This window comes from Clostridium carnis, assembly GCF_054657435.1.
Genome location: NZ_BAAHYS010000001.1, coordinates 1,377,783 through 1,398,783, shown reverse-complemented (window position 1 = coordinate 1,398,783; position 21,001 = coordinate 1,377,783). Strand labels below are relative to the sequence as shown.

22 protein-coding genes and 11 tRNA genes are annotated in these 21,001 nt (G+C 28.4%); 7 read left to right on the top strand and 26 right to left on the bottom strand.

Going from position 1 to position 21,001, the window contains the following annotated elements; translation table 11 throughout:
* Window positions 1–34: 34 nt before the first annotated feature.
* From fsa to murA, 13 genes are all read right to left on the bottom strand, one after another.
* Complete coding sequence (gene fsa, locus ACYQ1T_RS06530) at window positions 35–688, bottom strand: fructose-6-phosphate aldolase (protein WP_459833113.1); 654 nt, start codon at window positions 686–688, stop codon at window positions 35–37.
* Window positions 689–797: 109 nt separating this feature from the next.
* Window positions 798–1,973 carry a phosphopentomutase gene (locus ACYQ1T_RS06525; protein WP_459833110.1) on the bottom strand — a complete coding sequence of 392 codons (1,176 nt, stop codon included), beginning with the start codon at window positions 1,971–1,973 and terminating at the stop codon, window positions 798–800.
* A gap of 12 nt (window positions 1,974–1,985) precedes the next feature.
* Window positions 1,986–2,756: a uridine phosphorylase gene (udp, locus tag ACYQ1T_RS06520; RefSeq protein ID WP_459833108.1), complete on the bottom strand. Its 771-nt coding sequence runs from the start codon at window positions 2,754–2,756 to the stop codon at window positions 1,986–1,988.
* A gap of 17 nt (window positions 2,757–2,773) precedes the next feature.
* Window positions 2,774–4,135: an MFS transporter gene (locus tag ACYQ1T_RS06515; protein WP_459833105.1), complete on the bottom strand. Its 1,362-nt coding sequence runs from the start codon at window positions 4,133–4,135 to the stop codon at window positions 2,774–2,776.
* Between the two features lie 133 nt (window positions 4,136–4,268).
* The gene (locus ACYQ1T_RS06510) at window positions 4,269–4,997 is read right to left on the bottom strand and encodes a GntR family transcriptional regulator (RefSeq protein ID WP_459833103.1); all 729 of its coding nucleotides are present in this window, start codon (window positions 4,995–4,997) and stop codon (window positions 4,269–4,271) included.
* A gap of 412 nt (window positions 4,998–5,409) precedes the next feature.
* Complete coding sequence (locus tag ACYQ1T_RS06500) at window positions 5,410–5,973, bottom strand: GNAT family N-acetyltransferase (protein WP_459833101.1); 564 nt, start codon at window positions 5,971–5,973, stop codon at window positions 5,410–5,412.
* Between the two features lie 215 nt (window positions 5,974–6,188).
* Window positions 6,189–6,668: a 23S rRNA (pseudouridine(1915)-N(3))-methyltransferase RlmH gene (gene rlmH, locus ACYQ1T_RS06495; protein WP_459833099.1), complete on the bottom strand. Its 480-nt coding sequence runs from the start codon at window positions 6,666–6,668 to the stop codon at window positions 6,189–6,191.
* Between the two features lie 43 nt (window positions 6,669–6,711).
* Window positions 6,712–7,320 carry an Hsp20 family protein gene (locus ACYQ1T_RS06490; protein ID WP_459833097.1) on the bottom strand — a complete coding sequence of 203 codons (609 nt, stop codon included), beginning with the start codon at window positions 7,318–7,320 and terminating at the stop codon, window positions 6,712–6,714.
* A gap of 146 nt (window positions 7,321–7,466) precedes the next feature.
* Window positions 7,467–8,108, bottom strand: coding sequence for a lactate utilization protein (locus ACYQ1T_RS06485; RefSeq protein ID WP_459833094.1), 642 nt, complete (start codon window positions 8,106–8,108; stop codon window positions 7,467–7,469).
* 279 nt (window positions 8,109–8,387) lie between these two features.
* Window positions 8,388–8,885, bottom strand: a complete 498-nt coding sequence (locus tag ACYQ1T_RS06480; protein WP_459833091.1) for an SEC-C metal-binding domain-containing protein — start codon at window positions 8,883–8,885, stop codon at window positions 8,388–8,390.
* Between the two features lie 78 nt (window positions 8,886–8,963).
* Window positions 8,964–9,125, bottom strand: a complete 162-nt coding sequence (locus ACYQ1T_RS06475) for a CxxH/CxxC protein (RefSeq protein WP_459833089.1) — start codon at window positions 9,123–9,125, stop codon at window positions 8,964–8,966.
* Between the two features lie 18 nt (window positions 9,126–9,143).
* Window positions 9,144–9,935: an MBL fold metallo-hydrolase gene (locus ACYQ1T_RS06470; protein ID WP_459833087.1), complete on the bottom strand. Its 792-nt coding sequence runs from the start codon at window positions 9,933–9,935 to the stop codon at window positions 9,144–9,146.
* Between the two features lie 21 nt (window positions 9,936–9,956).
* Window positions 9,957–11,216, bottom strand: a complete 1,260-nt coding sequence (gene murA, locus ACYQ1T_RS06465; RefSeq protein WP_459833085.1) for a UDP-N-acetylglucosamine 1-carboxyvinyltransferase — start codon at window positions 11,214–11,216, stop codon at window positions 9,957–9,959.
* Between the two features lie 336 nt (window positions 11,217–11,552).
* Between murA and ACYQ1T_RS06460 the strand changes: the two genes are divergently transcribed.
* The 4 genes from ACYQ1T_RS06460 (at window position 11,553) to ACYQ1T_RS06445 (ending at window position 14,501) form a co-directional block, all read left to right on the top strand.
* Window positions 11,553–12,089: a hypothetical protein gene (locus ACYQ1T_RS06460; protein ID WP_459833083.1), complete on the top strand. Its 537-nt coding sequence runs from the start codon at window positions 11,553–11,555 to the stop codon at window positions 12,087–12,089.
* 160 nt (window positions 12,090–12,249) lie between these two features.
* Window positions 12,250–12,705: a dUTP diphosphatase gene (locus tag ACYQ1T_RS06455; protein WP_459833081.1), complete on the top strand. Its 456-nt coding sequence runs from the start codon at window positions 12,250–12,252 to the stop codon at window positions 12,703–12,705.
* Between the two features lie 80 nt (window positions 12,706–12,785).
* Window positions 12,786–13,217 (top strand): DMT family transporter, encoded by a 432-nt coding sequence (locus ACYQ1T_RS06450; RefSeq protein WP_459833079.1) that lies wholly within the window; start codon window positions 12,786–12,788, stop codon window positions 13,215–13,217.
* Window positions 13,218–13,307: 90 nt separating this feature from the next.
* Window positions 13,308–14,501: a S8 family serine peptidase gene (locus tag ACYQ1T_RS06445; protein ID WP_459833077.1), complete on the top strand. Its 1,194-nt coding sequence runs from the start codon at window positions 13,308–13,310 to the stop codon at window positions 14,499–14,501.
* 24 nt (window positions 14,502–14,525) lie between these two features.
* Here ACYQ1T_RS06445 and ACYQ1T_RS06440 read toward each other — a convergent pair whose 3' ends face one another.
* Window positions 14,526–15,671, bottom strand: a complete 1,146-nt coding sequence (locus tag ACYQ1T_RS06440) for a peptidoglycan DD-metalloendopeptidase family protein (RefSeq protein ID WP_459833074.1) — start codon at window positions 15,669–15,671, stop codon at window positions 14,526–14,528.
* Window positions 15,672–15,838: 167 nt separating this feature from the next.
* Between ACYQ1T_RS06440 and ACYQ1T_RS06435 the strand changes: the two genes are divergently transcribed.
* Together ACYQ1T_RS06435 and ACYQ1T_RS06430 are read left to right on the top strand one after the other, a co-directional pair.
* Window positions 15,839–16,846 carry a DnaD domain protein gene (locus ACYQ1T_RS06435; RefSeq protein ID WP_459833072.1) on the top strand — a complete coding sequence of 336 codons (1,008 nt, stop codon included), beginning with the start codon at window positions 15,839–15,841 and terminating at the stop codon, window positions 16,844–16,846.
* Entirely contained in the window at window positions 16,839–17,816 is a 978-nt protein-coding gene (locus ACYQ1T_RS06430; protein ID WP_459833069.1) for an ATP-binding protein, read from the top strand. The genes ACYQ1T_RS06435 and ACYQ1T_RS06430 overlap by 8 nt, the downstream gene beginning before the upstream one ends.
* 89 nt (window positions 17,817–17,905) lie before the next feature.
* Here ACYQ1T_RS06430 and ACYQ1T_RS06425 read toward each other — a convergent pair.
* The 12 genes from ACYQ1T_RS06425 to ACYQ1T_RS06370 form a co-directional block, all read right to left on the bottom strand.
* Window positions 17,906–17,980: transfer RNA gene (locus ACYQ1T_RS06425), tRNA-Thr, on the bottom strand.
* A 32-nt stretch (window positions 17,981–18,012) separates the two neighbouring features.
* Window positions 18,013–18,089, bottom strand: a tRNA-Asp gene (locus ACYQ1T_RS06420).
* Between the two features lie 10 nt (window positions 18,090–18,099).
* A tRNA-Val gene (locus ACYQ1T_RS06415) sits at window positions 18,100–18,175 on the bottom strand.
* Window positions 18,176–18,185: 10 nt separating this feature from the next.
* Window positions 18,186–18,260 (bottom strand) — tRNA-Glu (locus ACYQ1T_RS06410).
* A 36-nt stretch (window positions 18,261–18,296) separates the two neighbouring features.
* Window positions 18,297–18,373, bottom strand: a tRNA-Asp gene (locus tag ACYQ1T_RS06405).
* A gap of 8 nt (window positions 18,374–18,381) precedes the next feature.
* Window positions 18,382–18,457 (bottom strand) — tRNA-Val (locus ACYQ1T_RS06400).
* Window positions 18,458–18,465: 8 nt separating this feature from the next.
* Window positions 18,466–18,540, bottom strand: a tRNA-Glu gene (locus tag ACYQ1T_RS06395).
* Window positions 18,541–18,545: 5 nt separating this feature from the next.
* Window positions 18,546–18,620, bottom strand: a tRNA-Thr gene (locus ACYQ1T_RS06390).
* A gap of 49 nt (window positions 18,621–18,669) precedes the next feature.
* Window positions 18,670–18,746: transfer RNA gene (locus tag ACYQ1T_RS06385), tRNA-Asp, on the bottom strand.
* 9 nt (window positions 18,747–18,755) lie between these two features.
* Window positions 18,756–18,831: transfer RNA gene (locus tag ACYQ1T_RS06380), tRNA-Val, on the bottom strand.
* 8 nt (window positions 18,832–18,839) lie between these two features.
* A tRNA-Glu gene (locus tag ACYQ1T_RS06375) sits at window positions 18,840–18,914 on the bottom strand.
* A gap of 140 nt (window positions 18,915–19,054) precedes the next feature.
* On the bottom strand, window positions 19,055–19,636 hold the full coding sequence (locus ACYQ1T_RS06370) for a hypothetical protein (RefSeq protein ID WP_459833067.1): 582 nt from the start codon (window positions 19,634–19,636) through the stop codon (window positions 19,055–19,057).
* A gap of 93 nt (window positions 19,637–19,729) precedes the next feature.
* Between ACYQ1T_RS06370 and ACYQ1T_RS06365 the strand changes: the two genes are divergently transcribed.
* The gene (locus ACYQ1T_RS06365; protein ID WP_459833065.1) at window positions 19,730–20,977 is read left to right on the top strand and encodes a BaiN/RdsA family NAD(P)/FAD-dependent oxidoreductase; all 1,248 of its coding nucleotides are present in this window, start codon (window positions 19,730–19,732) and stop codon (window positions 20,975–20,977) included.
* The last annotated feature ends 24 nt before the right edge of the window (window positions 20,978–21,001 follow it).

Here is a 21,001-nt window from a genome sequence, read left to right as displayed (position 1 = left end):
TATCCTCCCCTTAAAAATACTAAAGCTATATCTATTACTTTCTAAGTGTATCAAAGTAATCCTTTTGAAACTTTTCAATTCCTTGTTGTGTAAGTGGGTGTTTCATCATTTGTTCTATTAATTCAAATGGTATAGTTGCTATATCAGCACCAGCTTTTGCACACTCAATAACATGATTAGCATTTCTTACACTTGCTGAAATAATTTGTGTATTAATTTTATGCATTTTAAAAACATTAGCTATATCTTTAATTAACTGTATTCCATTCATTGAAATATCTTCTATTCTTCCTATAAAAGGAGAAACATAAGTTGCTCCTGCTCTAGCCGCAAGTAGCGCTTGAGGTAAATTAAATATAAGGGTCATATTAGTTTTAATTCCTTCACTTGATAGCACCTTACATGCTTTTAATCCTTCTATTGTTGTTGGTATTTTAACAACAACATTTTGATGTAACGCTGCTATTTCTCTCCCTTCTTTAATCATACCTTCTGCATCAACAGTTGTTGCCTTAACTTCTCCACTTATCGGTCCATCAACAATTGAAGTAATCTGACTAATAACTTCTTTAAAATCCCTTCCCTCCTTGGCAATAATAGAAGGATTTGTAGTTACCCCACAAATTACGCCCATACTATATGCCGATTTAATATTTTCTATATTTGCAGTATCTAAAAAAAATTTCATATTTTTATTTTTCTCCTACTCTTATTTATTAAATAATTAAATGATATAAACTATTTCATAGCCTATATCATTTAATATAAACAACATCACTATCTGAACTATATATGTTTTATTTTAATAATTTTAAAATTGAATAACCTTCAAGTTCACAAGATGTTTTAATTTTAAAGTTATCTGCTATTGTCGTTCCTATAGTTGCAAATGTTTCTTGTGTTGGTAATACTCCTCCTGCTTTCATACTTGGAGAATAACATAATAAAGGTACCATTTCTCTTGTATGATCAGTCCCTATATATGTTGGATCATTACCATGATCTGCAGTAATTAGCAATAAATCATCTTCTTTTAAATGATTTAATAACACTCCTAGTTTTTCATCAAACATTTCTAATTCTTTTGCATATCCAAGTGGATCTCTTCTATGTCCCCATAATGCATCAAAATCAACAAGATTCACAAAACAAAGACCTTTAAAGTTCTTACCTGTCATCTCTATTGTTTGTTCTATTCCATGCACACTTGATGTAGATAAATATGATTTTGTAATTCCTTCTCCAGCAAATATATCGCTAATTTTTCCAATTCCAATTACATCATATCCACTATCTTTTAAATCGTCCAGTATCGTTCTAGAGAAGGGCTTCAATGCATAATCATGACGATTTGATGTTCTTTTAAAATTCCCCTTACTTTCACCAATGTATGGTCTTGCTATGACTCTTCCTACCTTCCATTCAGGCTTCATTGTAAGTTCTCTAGCTATCTCACAACACTCATATAATGTATCAAGTCCTGTGTATACTTCATGTCCACATATTTGTAATACTGAATCTGCAGATGTATATAAAATAAGCTCTCCTGTTTTTATCTCATGTTCTCCATATTCATCAATAATATCGGTTCCACTAGCAGATTTATTACCAACAAACTTTTTATTACACTTTTGTTCTAAGGCATCAATTAACTCATTCGGAAAACCATTATCAGTAAATGTTTTAAATGGTTCTTTTATATGTAGACCCATCATCTCCCAATGTCCAGTCATTGTATCCTTTCCTACACTAAGTTCTTTTAATTTCAAATAATAACCTTGTGTTACATCGGCTTTATTAAGTAAATTTCCTAATCCAAGCTTTCTCAAATTTGGTATACATAAATTTTCCTTCTTATCCCAAACATGCTTTAAAGTATTTACTCCTTCATCATTATATTCTTTAGAGTCTGGCATCTCACCAATACCTAATGAATCTAAGACAACCAAAAATACTCTATTATATTTGTTCATTTCAATTTACCCCTAATTATTTTTATTATTTTCAATTAATGTTTTAATTGCTTCAATAGTAACTTCTGTTTCTAATGTCACATCATAAAACCCTTCATTTGATAAACCTACTTTTTCTCTTTCTTGATTAGCTACAGCAAGTAGAATTGTTCCACACTTTACCTTTAAATAATTTGCTACTGTAAACAGTGCAGCAGATTCCATTTCTGAACCTAAACAACCTAAATCCATCCATGCCTTCCATTTTCCCTCTAATTCATAACTAACTGGCATATTCTCAGGTTCATGTTGTCCATAAAATGAATCTTTACATTGAACAACACCTACATGTACATTTGCATTTTTCTTTTTTGCAGCTGATACTAATGCATTAACAATTTCATAATTAGCTACCGCTGGAAATTCTATTGGAGCGTATTCCTTACTTGTTCCCTCCATTCTTACTGCACCAGTAGCAACAATTATATCTCCACCTTTAACATCTAAATTCATACCTCCACAAGTTCCTTGTCTTATGAAATACTTAGCTCCTGCGTCTACTAATTCTTGCATTGCAATTGCAGCACTAGGTCCTCCAATTCCTGTAGAAGTAACACTAACTTTTGTTCCATTTAAATACCCTGTATATGTTGTATATTCTCTTAAGTCTGCAATTAATTTTGCGTCATCTAAATACTCTGCAATCTTTTTACAACGCTTAGGATCTCCTGGAAGAATAACATATTCTCCTACATCCCCATCTTTTACTCCAATATGAAATTGTGTTCCATCTAATCTTTTCATTTTAAATCCATCCTCTCTTAATTATTTTCTTTTAATAAAAATTTTTTAGTAATATTTATAGTAATAAAACTTATAATTACTATTGCTAAAAATACCAACAGTAAATTACTATACACTGTTCCAATATCTGAGATACCTTTAATTAATGATTCATTTTTCAAGCTTTCTACCATAAGTAATCTTCCTGTAATAACGATTCCTGTAGAAGATGTTATTTTAATACAAAGGTTGAAGAATCCTAAACCTGATCCTCTCATACTTTCTGGCAATGAATTAATAACTAATGTCATAATAGGGGTATACAGAATACTAAATCCACCATTAAATAAGCAAGACATTATTACTAATACAGCAATATTAAACTCTAAGAATAGACTTCCTAATACTAACCCTAATGCCATACTTCCTAAACCAAAAACTAATGTTTTTGTAATTCCTAACTTCTTTGTTATTTTACTTCCCATTATTCCAATACACATACTTACTATATAACTAGGAAGAAGCATCATTGATATCGAATTAACACCTATATTATAAATATCCTTTGTCATAAATGAGAATAAAAATGAATATGATCCTTGTGTAACATATGTGATTAAAACAACTAGAATAACCATCATATATTTCCAATTCTTAAAAAAGTCTATTGAAATAAAAGCATTCTTATTTTTGCTTATATATGTTAAAAAAATAATTGCGATAATCGCACTAATTATTAAATATTGTATTCTTAATTCGCTAAAATAAAGAGAAACAAATAAAGATAATAACGCCATCATCATAATACCTAATATATCAACTTTTTTCTCCGCTTCTTGTGAATCCTCCGGCAAATACTTAATGATAAACGGAATACTTATTAATGATAAAATTGGGATTACGAATAAAGTTTTCCAACCTATATAAGATGCAAATACTCCACCTAATAAAATCCCCAGTAACTGTCCACCGGAAAAACATGCTGTATTAAACCCATAGTATTTCATTCTTTTCTGTTCATCTAAATACTTAGTTGCTGTCAATATTAACAATGCAGAAGAACAAGTTCCTCCTGCCATTTGAATAGCTCTCCAAATAACAACCATAATAAAAGATTGATTAAAAACAAGACCACCAATCGATCCTATAACTGAAATAGTTATTCCCGTAATTAATAATTTTTTAATTGACATAAAATCTGATAAAGCTGTGTAAAAAATATATGCAACCCCCATTGTCAACATAGCTATAGAAGATATCAAGCTTACATCAGCTGATGTAACAGCAAAATCTTCAGCGATTATTGGGGCGCAAATGTTAAAAGCCTCTTGTAATGATCCTGCCAATATAAATGCTAACATAATAAACGGCATAACCTTTTGTGTTTTTTTATTTTCCATATTTCCTCCCTCACTTGTATTACTTGTTATATATTTTATACATATATAATACATTGAATCGTTTTCACATGTCAAGATGTTTTAAAAATTTAATTTCATAATAAAAGACATGAATTCAAATTTGAATTCATGCCTAATTATTACTAAACACCTTGATAGATGCTATTTCTATTGGTATATAAAATTTATTAACCAGTATTACCTTACCACCCACATCAATAATAGTTTCTCTAATTAATAAAAATAATTTATTTATATTTTTTATTTGCTTGTTATGTAAATTTTCTGTTTCTTTTACAACTTCTATCTCACATATTTTTGAATGCCCTATACTATATACTTCCTTTTCAATAAAACTTAAAACTTCATTGTTATCATTTAAATCTATTTCATTTAAATATGAAACATCACTAGCCAAATGAGTAAAACAATATGCATATACTTGTGATCCTCTTTTATAATACCTATGAATAGCTAAAACAACAGCCATTTTTCTATTAAATATTTTCTCTGTATAGGTAGTTGAAATTCCTGGTAATATTTCTATATCTGCTGATTCTATCTCTTCATTACATGCCTTATATATAGGTATATCCATTTTTTCTAATCCAGTACTTTTTAAATTAGAAGTTCTTCTTATAAAGTTACCAACCCCTTGTCTTCTCTCAATTATCCCATCTTCTTGCAACAATGATAATGCTTGTCGTAATGTAGAACGACTTACTTCTAATTTTTGTGCAAGTTGAGACTCAGGCATTAGCTTACTCCCCTCACTATACATTCCATCATGAATCATTTTTAATATATTATTATAAACCTTAGCATACTTTGCTGATTTATCTTTTGAACGATTATTCTCCATATCAAAAACATATAATACGCTTGCTTGATTACGTACTATAATCTCCCTTCTTCTTTTTAAAGTTTATTTAATTTTACTAGTCTCAATAGACTTTTATTGCCTTTAATCATATTATCATATCTAGTTATTTTATTTTTTATCAAAATCATCTATTCCCAAATAAAACTAATATCAAAGATACAATAATAATAGAAATATCAGTTACCGAAACAGATTCAATAAAATAATCGACAACACGCAGACCATAAAATGTAGAAAACGTATCTAAGACAATATAAAATAGTATAGCCATTTGCCTTGATATTTTTTCCAAAATATATAAGTATTTTAGGTAATGCCCCAGCTATAAGACTAAAAGGATACGAAATAATTGTTGCTATTACAAAAAACGGTTTAATAAACTTTATTTACACTACCCTAAACTCTTAATTGATTTCATTAATACGTATCGTCTTAGCCCACCATACTTTTCTTTTTCTATTTTAACTTCATATCCGAGTTTTAGAAAGGTATTTAAACTTGCTTTATTTTCAGGATCTACAGTACAACATAGAATAGAGAATTTATCTTTATCTATGGCCTCTTCAATAGCATTTATTAAATGTTTTTGAAGAGAATTACCTCTGTAATTTGGATGAACTATAGTAGAATCTATATGTCCTACCAATGGTAATAACTCTCTATCTAGATTTATATCTAATCCATAATTTTTAAGTAAAGTAGGTTTTATAAATATACCATAAGCTATTAATTCATTTCTTTCATTAAAACATCCTAAACATATATTTTCTTTATTTGTAATAATATCCTTAAACTCACTATTTTCTGTTTTAAAAAAGAAGGATCTATTTTCTAAGGTATTAATAACTTCTTCTTGAAGTATTATTACATCATTTAAATGCTCTTCTTTTATTGTAGATATAGTGCAAATAACAGTTTCTTGTTGTAAGGTTTTAATTTTTAATACTTTAGTCATATTTTTCCTCCTAATTGAATAGCGTTAGTGTGAAATTCAATACAATTATATACTAAATATTTAATAATTTATATATAATTAAAATATCGTATTATTCAATTTTCAATTAGTATTTAGTTCACAACATTATAAAAATGTGAATTTATTTTTTTATAACTCCTTTATATTCTAAAATTTATCTCTAATTAATTATCCAATTTTAGTAAAAACCGCACTTATTTATGGTACGGTTCATTCTTCATTATTCTAAATGCTCTATATATTTGTTCTAATAACATTACTCTAAATAGTTGATGTGGAAATGTCATTTTTGAAAAACATAGTTTATAATTTGCTCTTTTTATAACGTCTTGTGATAAACCAAGACTTCCTCCAATAATAAATGTTATATTTGAGTTTCCCATTACTCCACAGTTTTCTATAAAGCTTGAAAACTGTTCTGAGGTTATATTTTGCCCCTTTAAATCCATTGCTACTACAAACATATTGTCTTTTATTTTAGATAGTATTAGTTGCCCCTCTTTATCTTTTATTTGTAGTTCTTCTTTTTCTGATGCATTATCTGGTGTTTTTTCGTCAGGTAATTCTATTATATCTAACTTACAATATCTACTTAATCTTTTTGAGTATTCATCTATAGCTTGTTTTAGGTATTTTTCTTTTAATTTTCCTACTGAAATTAGAGTTATATTCATTCCCTTACTTCTCCTATGTTTTTTATCTATATATTAACATATATTAATTAACTTTAGTAAAATTATCTACGTCAATTATAGTTCCATTACTTTCTACAATTTCTTTTTTAGGTAAATAGATTCTAAGTACTTCTGAATTAAAAACTGCTTTTATTTTATTAGAATTTACATTTGGAACGTAAAAGCTTTTTTCTATATCATTCCCTTCTTGCATTATTGCTACCATTGCATTTCTTCCATTACTGAATACTTGTTTTCTTTTAACTTTTACTAATACATGATCATTATTGTAATCAATATCTATATTCTTTTTATCTATTCCTGGTAGCTTTCCCTCTATTAAATATCTATCTCCATAATCTTTAAGCTCCATTTCTAGATCTTCTAAACTATTTAAAATGGAGTTCATAGTGTCATTATTTAGAAGTGTATCTACTATATCAGTAATTAAATCTTGGTTATTTATTACACTTGTAAAAACTTGATTAAAAATTCCACCAAAAGTATTATTTAACGGTGAATTAAATAAATTATTCATTTGATTACTATTTATATTATTATAATTATTATTAAAGTTATTATTGTTATAATTTCCATTATTAAATAAACTATTTATCATTCCATTTACTAAAAAAGGAAACATTTGAAACATATTTATTACCTACCCTATAAAGTCTTATATAATATATTTATTTTATAAAATTTATTTTGACACAAAAAATCCCCTATAAGATAGGCTTTTTTATATTATCTATCTTATAGGGTACACTTTAAATATTATATATGATTTTTATTTTATTAATATCCTATTTCCTCATTAATAAATATTACATGTATTCTATCTTTTCTGCTTTGACTTTTTATTAATGTAAATTCTCTACATATTTTTTCTTTGCTATTACAGTCCATACAATATCCAACCTTTGCACATGGTGTTTTTTTGTTTAATCTTTGTGCATTAGCAGGTGCTGATATCTCTCTATTTCTATTAATTGCAGCTTCAACATCCTTTACTATTTTGTTTACTCCTGCTATTATAATAACTTTTTCTGGTCCATATAACATAGCTGCTACTCTATTTCCATTTCCATCTACATTATAAAGCTCTCCATTTTCTGTTATAGCATTACTGCTAGAAAAATAAGCATCTGCAAAGAAACTTTCTTTATATATTTTTGTAGCTTCCTCTGGCGTTATCCCTTCTTTATATCTATCTAAAAACTTATATCTTCCACATCTTAAATGATCCATAATCCCAGTTTCAAATAATGACATTGAACCTCCGCAGGCTACCAAATCCCCTTCTTTTACTAATTCTTCTATTTTATTTATAAGCTCTTCTTTGCTATTTACTAAATATCCATTCATATTGTTTGCATTTATCGCTTCTATTGTCCTATTTATTTTTTGCTCATTAACCCACTTTATATTTTTATCCATATTATCACCTCTAAATAAATATATTATAATTTTATCATATTTTCCATTTATAGGTAATAATTGTTCTGATTATAAAAATTAGGCTGCTTAAAATCATTTTTTAAATTAGTTATATATTAACTATTAAATCTAATTTAAATTATAAAACTATATACAATAAAAAATAAACACCTTCTATGATATATTGTTCATAAAAGGTGTTTATTTTTTATTAAAAATCATTATCTTAAAGAAGAGTATTTTACAAATTTTATTTGCACTACCTCTTTAAAAGTCTAATTATTTTCCACAACACTTCTTGTACTTCTTACCGCTTCCACATGTACAAGGATCGTTTCTACCTATTTTATTTTCATTTCTAACTATAACAGAATCTCTGTATTTTTTTTGAATTTCTTTTCTCTTTTCTACTGAGAATATACCTTCCCATTGAGGTAATGTATATAAATATTCTGCCTTTGCATCTAGCATATTGAAATATAATTTTTCTAAATCTATTTCTAATGAAATTTCATCAGTTGCAGTTAATGCTTCTAAATCCTTTGGAGCCTTTAAGCTATCATTTATTCCGTCAACAAATCCCATTATAAATTCTGGTGTTGTATTATGTTTCTTAGCTAAATCTTCTATTGTTACTGTTACAACTTCTTTATGTCTAGATAATAAATCCTTATATATAGCTGTTTCTATTTCCATATACTCAGCCCAAAAAGCTTGTTCTCCCTTGTACTTAACATATTCAACTACCATATCTGTCCATTGTTTATATAAACTCATAGTTCTTTCTCCTTCTTATATATAATTTCTATTTGAATTATACTAATTTCTGTTATTTTTTTCAAGCAATACATACTGTTAATTAGGTAACTTTATAAGATATTTAGCTTCCTTATTACAATACTTACACTTACCTTTATTACATTCTTCCATTATAGGAAAAGTTTCTTCAATATTTATTAAATCATCCATAGCTTCATCTACATGATTTTCACATGCATATATAATATTATTATTCATATATTTAACTTCCTTATATTAAAATTCTATCATATTACTTGGACTATGTCTGTTAGCCATAGATAGTACTATATCCTTATCTTGAACAATATTATTTTCTTGTAATACACTTAACACAGTCTGGAAAGCTAGGTCTGGATGGTTATTAGTTCCACTTAAATGACCTAAAATTATTTTTCTATGTAACTTATGTGTCATTAAGTCAACTATTGCTTTTCCGCAATCTTCATTTGATAAGTGTCCTACTTCACTTAAAATTCTTCTTTTAAGATTATATGGATATGGACCAAACTTTAACATATTTATATCGTGATTACTTTCTAAAAGTATCACTTCTGATTCCTTTATATTATCTCTTATTTCTTGAGTATATATACCAAAATCAGTTGTAACACTAACTTTCTTCCCTTTTGAATGCATTGTATACCCAACTGGTGCTACTGCGTCATGAGGGATATTAAATGAAGTTACATCTAAATCATTTATTTCTAAAGTAGATCTTCTATCCATTATTTTTATATTATGTTCTTTTATTTTTCCTATACTATTTTCCATAACAGCCCAAGTATTTGCATTAGCATATATAGGGATATCATACTTTCTTGATAATACTCCTACACCTTTTATATGATCACTATGCTCATGAGTTATGAATATTCCATTTATCTCTGAAGGGTTTTCTCCTATACTTTTTAATGCCTCATCAATTTTTTTGCCTGGTAGCCCTGCATCTATTAATATTTTTGCCTCTTTTGAAGCTATAAATATACTATTTCCACTACTACCACTATATAATGAGCAAAATTTCATTTATTTTTCCCCCATAGTATACTACTCTGTGATTCTAATTATATCAGCACCTAAAGCAGTAAATTTATCCTCTATATGTGGATACCCTCTATCTATATGTTCAATTTCTGCAATTTCAGTTTTTCCATCTGCTATTAATCCAGCTATAACCATAGCTGCACCAGCTCTTAAATCAGTAGCTATAACATTAGCTCCTACTAATTTATTTACGCCTTCAATAATAGCAGTTCTTCCTTCAACTCTTATAGTTGCTCCCATCTTTTTAAGCTCTTCAATATGCTTATGTCTATTTTCCCATATGCTTTCAGCTATTAAACTCTTTCCTGGAACTGTACTTAATAAAGCTGACATTGGTTGTTGAACATCTGTTGGAAACCCTGGATATGGTGTTGTTTTAACATTAACTCCCTTTAAAGGTCCCTCAATATATACTCTAACACTATCATCGCCCTCGTCTACAGTTGCGCCCATTTCTATAAGTTTTGCTGATATAGATTCCAAATGCTTTGGTATAACATTTTTAATTGTTACATCACCTTTAGTAGCTGCTGCTGCAATCATAAAGGTACCAGCTTCTATTTGGTCTGGTATTACACTGTAATTACATCCAGCTAAGCTTTCAACACCTTTTATTCTTATTACATCCGTTCCTGCTCCCTTAATATCAGCTCCCATTGAGTTTAAAAAGTTTGCAACATCTACAACATGAGGTTCTTTTGCTACATTTTCTAATATAGTAGTTCCTTCTGCTAATGTAGCTGCAATCATAACATTTATAGTTGCTCCAACTGATACAACATCAAAGAAAATATTAGCTGCTTGTAAATTTTCCGCCTCAACACTTACTGCCCCATGTTCTATTGTTACTTTAGCTCCTAATGCTTCAAATCCTTTTATATGTTGGTCAATAGGTCTAACTCCTATAGGGCATCCCCCTGGAAGTTCTACTCTAGCTTTTTTAAATCTTGATAATAAAGCTCCTATAAAATAATAAGATGCTCTCATTCTTCTAACATCTTCTGTACATGCATTTACATTATGTACATCTGTAGAATCTATTTCTAAAGTATTATTATCTAATTTATTTACTCCACATCCTAAGCTTCTTAAGATTCTTTCTAAACAATGAACATCTTCGATATCTGGTACATTGTCTATGATACACTTTCCCTGGCTAGCCATTATAGCTGCTGGTAATATTGCAACCGCTGCATTTTTAGCCCCATTAATATCAACAGAACCTTTTAAAACTTTTCCTCCATTTATAACTAATCTTTCCATCCATTTCACCCTTATCATAATTTATATATATATTAATCTTGCCTAATCTTTCAAGTATTATCCAATTTCAATTTAAAAAGGTAATGCTATCTTAACGATACGCATAAAAAACCTACATCACCCATTATAACATAAATTTTATTTAATTAAATAGAGTTTTTTCTGGCAAAAACCCTTTTTACTTAAGGTTTAAAATAATATTAATAATTTTATATATTTGTGTAAAAGTTTTAACTATTCTCCCTTTTTAAATTTTTTGTATTATGATATAATTTATAACAAAGTTTGTATATATATTTAAGAGTGCAAGCTAATTTAACTTGAGAGGTTAAATCTATGAAGTATTATTTAGTAGCATTATTTGATGATGAATCTTATAAAAACTTAACACCTATCCAAAGGAATTTTTCTAAAAAATTTAGAGCTAATAGAAGTTCTCCTGCACCCTATATTCCTTTAGAGGTTGTAGAGAACCCAAATGTAGATAAATTAGATTTAGTAATAGAGAAAATAGTTAAACCATATAAATATTTTAAAGTTCAAATGTGTAATCAAGTATCTATTTCTGAAACTCATAAAACTTTAAATGTAAAAATAGAAGATAGAGGGTATATAAAAAGACTTAATAGACTTATGAATGATACTTTAAAGCTTTATGGATTTAATATAAAAAATCATAACAATGAAGTACCAATGTATATCTCCCTTGCTAATCTTAACTATATTCCAAAGGATATTAAAAAAACTGATGGTGAGGTTAGTTTTAAAAGTAACTTTGATACATTAAAGGTAAATAGAATTGAATTATGGAAAGTATCTAATAATAAAAAAGAAACTATTATAAAAAGCTATCCATTAAAGAAAAGTATTTAAGAAATTTTTAAGTGTCTAAATAATATGTTTAGACACTTTTTATATTTGTAATGTTAACACTTTAAAAATTATTTTTTTGTATTCGTTTACCCCACTTTTAATTTTCTAAAAGTTTTTGTAAAATATATTTATATCAAATCCTTAGGAACGGGGGATATTTATGAATATTACTACTTTATTTGAAGGTCAAATGAAAAAAAATGAAAATGTACTTATTGATACTAACTTAAATGAATATAAGCTTTCAGCTAGAAAAAATCTTGAATTACATATTAAACTTAGTGCTTTAGCTGACGAAACAAAATGCTATAAGTATTGGAAAGATAGCAATAACTCTTTATGTAAGGATACTATTTTTGAGAAGTATCTAGATTGTCTAAGCATAATATTAACTATGGGTATTGATCGTGATTATTCAGATATTACTATGGTAACACTTAAGCCTAATGACTACTGCTTAAGTGATCAATTTTTAAATTTATATATTGATTTAAATGATATAATAATATCTAATTCTAAAGATCATTATTTAACACTGTTAGAAGATTTTATTAGTCTTGGTATTACATTGGGATATTCAGAATGTAAAATCAAAGAAACTTTTTTAACCATATAAACATTAAGCTCTCTAATTTTTAGAGAGCTTTTTTTAATATTTAATGCCATTAGTGGAATACTATGCTTGAGGTGATTTTAATGTTTTCAATTATATGTGCAATAATTTCAGGCATAGCTATGAGTTTACAGGGAGTTTTTAATACAAGACTCGGAGAAAAAATAGGAACCTGGGAAACCAACGTTTTTGTTCAAGCAACTGGATTAGTCTTAACTTTAATTATTCTTATGTTTTTTGGAAAAGGAAATTTTAAATGTATTAAAGAAGTAAATAAATTATACCTATTAGGCGGTTTATTAGGTGTAGTTATTATTTTTACAGTTATGAAAAGCATAGGATCTATGGGTGCTGCTTGTGGTATAGGAATTATTTTAGTTGCTCAAATTACTGCTGCAGGTGTTATTGATGCCTTTGGCTTATTTGGAACTGAAAAAGTTCCTTTTACCTTAAAGGAGTTTATTGGTATTGGAGTTATGATTATTGGAATTGTAATATTTAAATGGAAAATATAATTTAATCTTATTAATTTAATACTCTTATTATATTAACAAAATCTACTATTTGAATATACTATATAATGTGATCAATTTTAGGAGTATTATATGTTCTCTCTAAATAAAAAACTAGATCCTAATTTAAAAAGTTGTTTAGCATCTAAAAGCACTAATAATTATAGAGTTATTATAAAATGTAAAAAATTTAATGCTAATATAGCCAAAAAAATTTCATCTTATAGAGGTGAACTAATACGTTCAATTAAAAACTGTAATATACTTTCAGCTAACTTAAATTCTAGAGGAATAGAACGTTTATTAGAATATCCCGAGGTTGAATATATATGCTTTGATGAATATTTGTTTTTATGTGGCATGAGTGTTAATACAGCTAATAAAGTTAGGTTATCTAGTAAAATTAACATAAAGGGTAAAGGTATTGGTATTGGAGTTATTGATACAGGAGTTTATCCTCATCCTGATTTGCTTAGTCCTTATAATAGAATCTCATCATTTGTTGATTTAATTAATGGTTTAACTCATCCATATGATGATAATGGACATGGAACATGTACTTGTGGTATTATTGCCGGAAGTGGTGAAAAATCTAATGGAATGTACCGTGGAATTGCACCTGAGAGCAATGTACATTGTTACAAAGCTTTTGATAAACTAGGTAAAGGCTTTATATCAGATGTTTTATATTCTATGGAAAGTATTATAGAACAAAGTGAGCAAAAAAATATAAAAGTTTTATGTATGCCATTTGAACTTTTATACTACAATGAATTTTTACAAAATCTCTTTGAAACATTAGTTAAGTACGCTAATAGTAAAAATATAACTTGTGTTATTCCTAGCGGTAGTAATAGAAACTTAGACGGATCTATTACCGGAATTGCTTTATGTAAGGATTGTATTACAGTTGCCGGGTTTGATACTACTTCTATTATTAAGCCGTACACATATTCTTCTGCTGGAAATTCCAAAAGAGATACTAAACCTAATTTAGCTGCTGCTTGTGTAGATATTGTATCTTTAAATTGTAATACTAAGTATATTTCAGAAAAGGACGGTATTAAACTTTATGCTCCAAAATTAGATGCTTCCTATAAAACTTTTACCGGCACATCATTAGCAGCTGCTTACATAGCTGCCATCTGTGCCTTACTTTATGAATCTAACCCAGATTTAAACTCTAAAGATGTTTTCTCACTTTTAAAAGTATCTTGTGAAAATATAGATATACCAAAGAATTATCAAGGAGAGGGAAAAGTTAATCTTAATTTATTGCTAAAATAAAAGATGCTGCAATAGCAGCACCTTTTATTTTTTTACTATAAAATTAACTGGATTAACAGGTTTATCATTAACTCTAAGTTCAAAATGTAAATGTGGACCTGTACTAAAACCTGTATTTCCTATTTCTCCAATTATATCTCCCTTTTTAATCTTATCTCCAACCTTTACATAAGATTTATTTAAATGAGCATAATATGTGACCATATCATTATCATGCTTAATTTTTATTAAGTTTCCATATCCACCATTATTAAACTCTGAATATATAATCTCTCCATCCATCGCAGCAATAACATCATCCCCTATATTTCCGGCAATATCTATTCCCTTATGAAATGAATTCCATCGTTCACCATATCCAGATGTCATATCTCCACCTCTAGTTGGACTCTTTAAAAAAGCTACCCCATCAATGTAAGGGTTCTTTTTACCTCTGTGTATTTCTTTACTTTTAGCTTCCTTAATAACTTTCTCTTCAATAATTTTGCTATCTACTATGTTATTATTTTTATATGTTACTTCTTTTAATACATCCTTTACTCCTACTGCCCCAGGATATTCCTTAGTTTCTCCAGTATATAAATTTTCATCATTTATAATTAACGTTGTAGGTAATATTTTTTCTGTACTTCTTTCCCTTAATACTAAAGTTACTTCTACAATATCTTTGTTTTTTTTATATTCATTATAAATTTTTTGTGCTACTTCTTCTATACTATTAATAGTTCCAGCGTCTATTCTTTTATATTCTGATCCTATATTTCCTTTAATATCTGCTGATACTATTTTATCTTTATTTATATTTTCATTATCTATGTATATTTTCAATACATAAGACAAAACATCATTAACTTTATAATCTTGTGAAATATAACCTAATGTTTCTCCTGATAATATTAACTCATTTACATAAGTTTTTCCTGTTAAAGCTGTTAATACTCCTTGAAAAAATGTATTTTTATTTTCTACATTTTGAGATTTTACTTCTACCTTATTTTCGTTAATGTAACTTCCTTTTACATTACTTTCAAATTTCTGTGTACTGTTGTAATTGGTATAGGCTTTTACATTTAGTCCTTTTCCGCCAATTACAATAAACAAAAACACTGTTAACATTATTGATGATTTTATTTTCTTAATAATACTAACCGAGTCACTTTTTGTAACCATAAACTCTCCTTTCAAAATTCTCTATATTTAAGCAACACATTTAATACTTTTCCCTATTTTTCGAATAATATTCCATTTATATATTTAATTGTTATGTTGAGCCTTATATTTCACTTTGTTATAATTAATATATTGCAAATAATAGTTGTAGAAAGGTAGATAACAATATGAGCACATTTATGCTTAAATCTAAACCTTTAAAATTTACCCCTGTAAGTAATATATTTATTGAAAAATATATGCCTAAGGCTCGTGGTGAATTTATAAAAGTATATTTATTAATGTTAAAATATAATAATACTGGAGAAATAGGAGTTAATTCTTCAATTCTAGCAAATACTTTAAACTTACTAGAATCAGATATATTAAATGCTCTTAATTATTGGAATGAAGAAGGCGTTCTTAAATTGATTCCAATTGACAAAATGGGGAATTTTGATATTGAATTTGTAGATTTATCGGATACATCTGCTAATGATGAAAGTAAAATAAACCTACTAGAGGAGCTATCCGATGAAACAAATAATGGTATGTTAAAAGATATAGAAAGACTTATAGGAAGACCTCTATCCCCTAGTGAATTTACAACATATATAAGTTGGAAAAGGGAATTTAATTTTTCTTCTGAGTTAATACTCTTACTTATAGAATACTGTGTCTCTAAAGGAAAAAGTAATACTCGTTATATTGAAAGAGTTGCAATTGCATGGAATGATATGCAAATCAAAACAATTGATGATGCACAAAATTACATAAGAAAAACTGAAGATAAATGGGGAACTTATAGAGAAATATTAAAATTCTTAGGTATTAGGAATACTGATATTATGAAACCCCAAGAAGATATGCTTGAAAAATGGACTTCTACATTTGGATTTTCTCTAGATATTATAAAAAAGGCTTGCGATATATGTTTCCAAAGATTAAATAGAGCTGATTTTAAATATATAGATGGAATTTTATCAAGCTGGAATAAAGATAATTTAAAAACAATTAAGGCTATTGAAAATAAGGAAAATAATTTTAAACTTTCCTCTAATAAGAAAACATATAATAATGGAAATAATGCTTCAAGCACTACTAAACCCCCTCTAAGATTTAATAACTTTGAGGCAAGAGAGTATGACTATGATTCTCTTGAAAAGAAACTGTTAGGATGGGATAAAGATGATTAAAGGTTACCAAAAAGAATTAGCAGATATTTATGAAAAGATTAAACTAGAAGAAAAGAAAAACTTAGAAATTAGGAGAAAATATATAGAAGAAACTTATCCTGAAATAATGGAGATTGATAAAACTATTCAAAAAAGATGTCTTCAACTCTCAATGTCTATTTTAAAAGGATTAGATTCTATAGAAATTCAAAACATAAAAGATGAAATTACAGATTTGAGGTTTAGAAAATGTGAAGCATTAGTTTCTAAAAACTTAGATCCTGATTTTTTAAATCTTAAATATAGATGTCCTAAATGTAAAGATGAAGGCTACATAGGAACAACTAAATGTTCTTGCTATAAAAATAAATTAGTTAAACTGTACTATAAAGATTCCGATTTAGAAGATTCTATTAGAAGAAATAATTTTAATACATTTGATATATCTTTATATTCTAATCGTAAGTTAGGTGATGAAGATAAATTTACACCTAGAAGAAATATAGAAAACATATTAGAGTATGTTCGAGGCCACTTTATTCCAAACTTTAATAATATTGATGATAATATATTATTTTATGGTAATTCTGGAACAGGAAAAACATTTTTAACCTGTTGTATTGCAAAAGAACTCCTTGATTCAGGATATTTAGTTATCTATAAAACTTCCGATGAACTTATTAAAAATTTAAGAGATATTAGATTTAATAATAATACAGAACTTGAAGAAATTCTTCTTAACTGTGATTTATTAATAATAGATGATTTAGCAGCTGAACAAATTACTGATTTTTCTGCTACAGAATTATTTACTTTAATAAATAAAAAAATACTTAAAAAGAAAAAAATGATTATATCTACAAATTTAACCTTACCTAGTATTACTAAAACATACAGTGAAAGAATATCATCTAGATTGTTAGGTAATTTTAAACTATATAAGTTCTATGCAGAAGATATACGAATACAAATTAATTTAAAAAATAGATAAAATAAAAGGATGGGAAATTTAATTTCCTATCCTTTTATAATTCTCTAATTAAAACTAACAAAAAAAGCTTTAGATAAATCTAAAGCTTTTGGAGCTGGCAATAGGAATCGAACCTACAACCTGCTGATTACAAGTCAGCTGCTCTACCGTTGAGCCATGCCAGCGTAAAATTATAAAACCACTTCATTTATAAAAGTGGCGACTCAGAAGGGGCTCGAACCCTCGACCTCCGGCGTGACAGGCCGGCACTCTAACCAACTGAGCTACTGAGCCATAAATATTTTGGTGGGCACAACAGGGATCGAACCTGTGACCCTCTGCTTGTAAGGCAGATGCTCTCCCAGCTGAGCTATGCGCCCAAAATAAAAATGGTGACTCCTAGGGGAATCGAACCCCTGTTACCACCGTGAAAGGGTGGTGTCTTGACCGCTTGACCAAGGAGCCATATATTAAATTGTTTTTGGTTATATCCACTAAAAGTGGCGACTCAGAAGGGGCTCGAACCCTCGACCTCCGGCGTGACAGGCCGGCACTCTAACCAACTGAGCTACTGAGCCATGTATTTTGGTGGGCACAACAGGGATCGAACCTGTGACCCTCTGCTTGTAAGGCAGATGCTCTCCCAGCTGAGCTATGCGCCCAAAATAAATGGTGACTCCTAGGGGAATCGAACCCCTGTTACCACCGTGAAAGGGTGGTGTCTTAACCGCTTGACCAAGGAGCCATATATGGAGCTGGCAATAGGAATCGAACCTACAACCTGCTGATTACAAGTCAGCTGCTCTACCGTTGAGCCATGCCAGCATATAGCTTGTTTATTTGATTTTTATATATTACCAATTTAAAATTAAATTGGCGACTCAGAAGGGGCTCGAACCCTCGACCTCCGGCGTGACAGGCCGGCACTCTAACCAACTGAGCTACTGAGCCATTATATTTTGGTGGGCACAACAGGGATCGAACCTGTGACCCTCTGCTTGTAAGGCAGATGCTCTCCCAGCTGAGCTATGCGCCCAAAATAAATGGTGACTCCTAGGGGAATCGAACCCCTGTTACCACCGTGAAAGGGTGGTGTCTTGACCGCTTGACCAAGGAGCCATGTTTAATTTTGTTTTGTTCTCTCTCCGGTTGTTCTCCCGGCGAGCACATTAACTATAATACATAAATTTTATTATAGTGTCAACACTTTTTATAAAGTTTTTTTTTATATTTAAATTATATATATTTCTACTATATTTTTAGTTTAATAGTTTTATCTTATAATCCCTTGATTCTAAGCCATTTATAGCCATTCCATACCTTGATAATTCAAGCTCTTTTTCCATTATTTCTTTTTCTATTTTTTTTATTTCAAAAGAACAAATTTCTAAAAAATCCTCTTTTTTTATTTCCTCTATATTTATATTATATCCTCTTTTTTTGAAATTTTCACCGCTAGCAATAACCTTTATGGGAATTTTTTCATTAACTACACATATAATGTCCTTCTCCCAAATTCCCCTTTTATTTACTTTATATTTATCTTTTAGCAAGTTTAATGATTTTAATTCTTCATTAAATTGTTCTTCTATATTATCTAACAATATTTTATAAAAAAATACTGATATTCCTCTATTTAATTTTATTTTTAAGAAATCCTTGTATTTAATTAAAAATTCATCTATTTCAGATTCTGTTATAAATTCTATATCTTTATGTAAAAATATATTTATACCCTTTGAATTTGGATAATTAACAACAACTTGATCATAATTCATTCTTCTAACTTTAAATTCTTTTTCAAAATCAGGATTTTGTTTGTTTTTAATTTTAACTTTCACAAAAATCACCTCATTTAAATAGTATTCCATAGTTTTATAACTTATATTACTATGATAAAATTTATTTAAATATACATTAAGGAGAAATTTTTTATGATACATCATGATTTAATTATAGTTGGTGGCGGAGCTTCTGGATTAGTTGCAGCTATTGCCGCTAAAGATTTTGGTATAGATGTTGCAATTGTAGAAGCAACAGATAGAATAGGAAAAAAAATATTAACTACTGGTAATGGAAGATGTAATATCTCAAATAATACTATATCTTTTCCTTTTCTTTCTTATCATAGTGAAAATCCAGGATTTTTTTCTCATACTCTTTCAAACTTTACTGTTGAAGATACTAAAAACTTTTTTCTTTCATTGGGGCTTCCAATAATTGAACTTCAAAATGGAAAATTATATCCTCAATCTCTACAAGCTTCTTCAGTTATAGATATTTTTAGATTAGCCTTAGAAGATAAATCAATACCTTTATACACAGAGTGTAAAATTAAAGATATCCACAAGAAGAAAACTTTTAAGTTATCCACAGATAATGAAGACTATAAATTATTCACATGCAATAAACTAATTTTAGCTTGTGGAGGAAAATCTGCTATAAAAACTGGATCAGATGGTTCTGGATATAATTTAGCAAAATCTCTAGGACATTCTGTTATAGAAACTGTTCCTGGAATAGTTCAATTAAAACTAGATTATCCTCATCTTAAAGCGTTATCTGGTATAAAATTTGATGGTTTTGCTACACTTCTAGTTGATAATAATCCAATTAGACGAGAGTTTGGAGAAATACTATTTACTGACTATGGTATTTCAGGCCCACCAATACTTCAGTTATCAGGTCATGCTTCTAAATGCATAAGTAAAAATAAACCGGTTGAAATATTAGTTGATATGATGCCTAAACTATCTCTTGAAGATATTGAAAATTTTATTGAATGTCATTTAGCTATGTTTGGTCATAGATCAATAATAGATGCATTTATAGGTGTTGTTAATAAAAAACTCATTCCTATTTTACTTAAAGAAGCTGGAATTAAAAATCTTCACTCACCTTGCTATGATATTAGCTGGACCGAAAAAAGAAACTTAATAAATCTATTGAAACAATGGAAATTTAAATGTATTGGCACTAATGGTTTTAATCAAGCTCAGGTTACTATTGGTGGAATTAATACAAAAGATATTGATTCTAAAACACTCCAATCAAAGTTAGTTAATGGTTTATATTTTTGTGGTGAAATACTTGATGTAGATGGTGATTGTGGTGGATTTAACCTTCAGTGGGCCTGGAGTTCTGGATACTCAGTCTCTTCTAATATAGCTAAAGACAAATAGAAAATAAGGATATCTTAAACTATT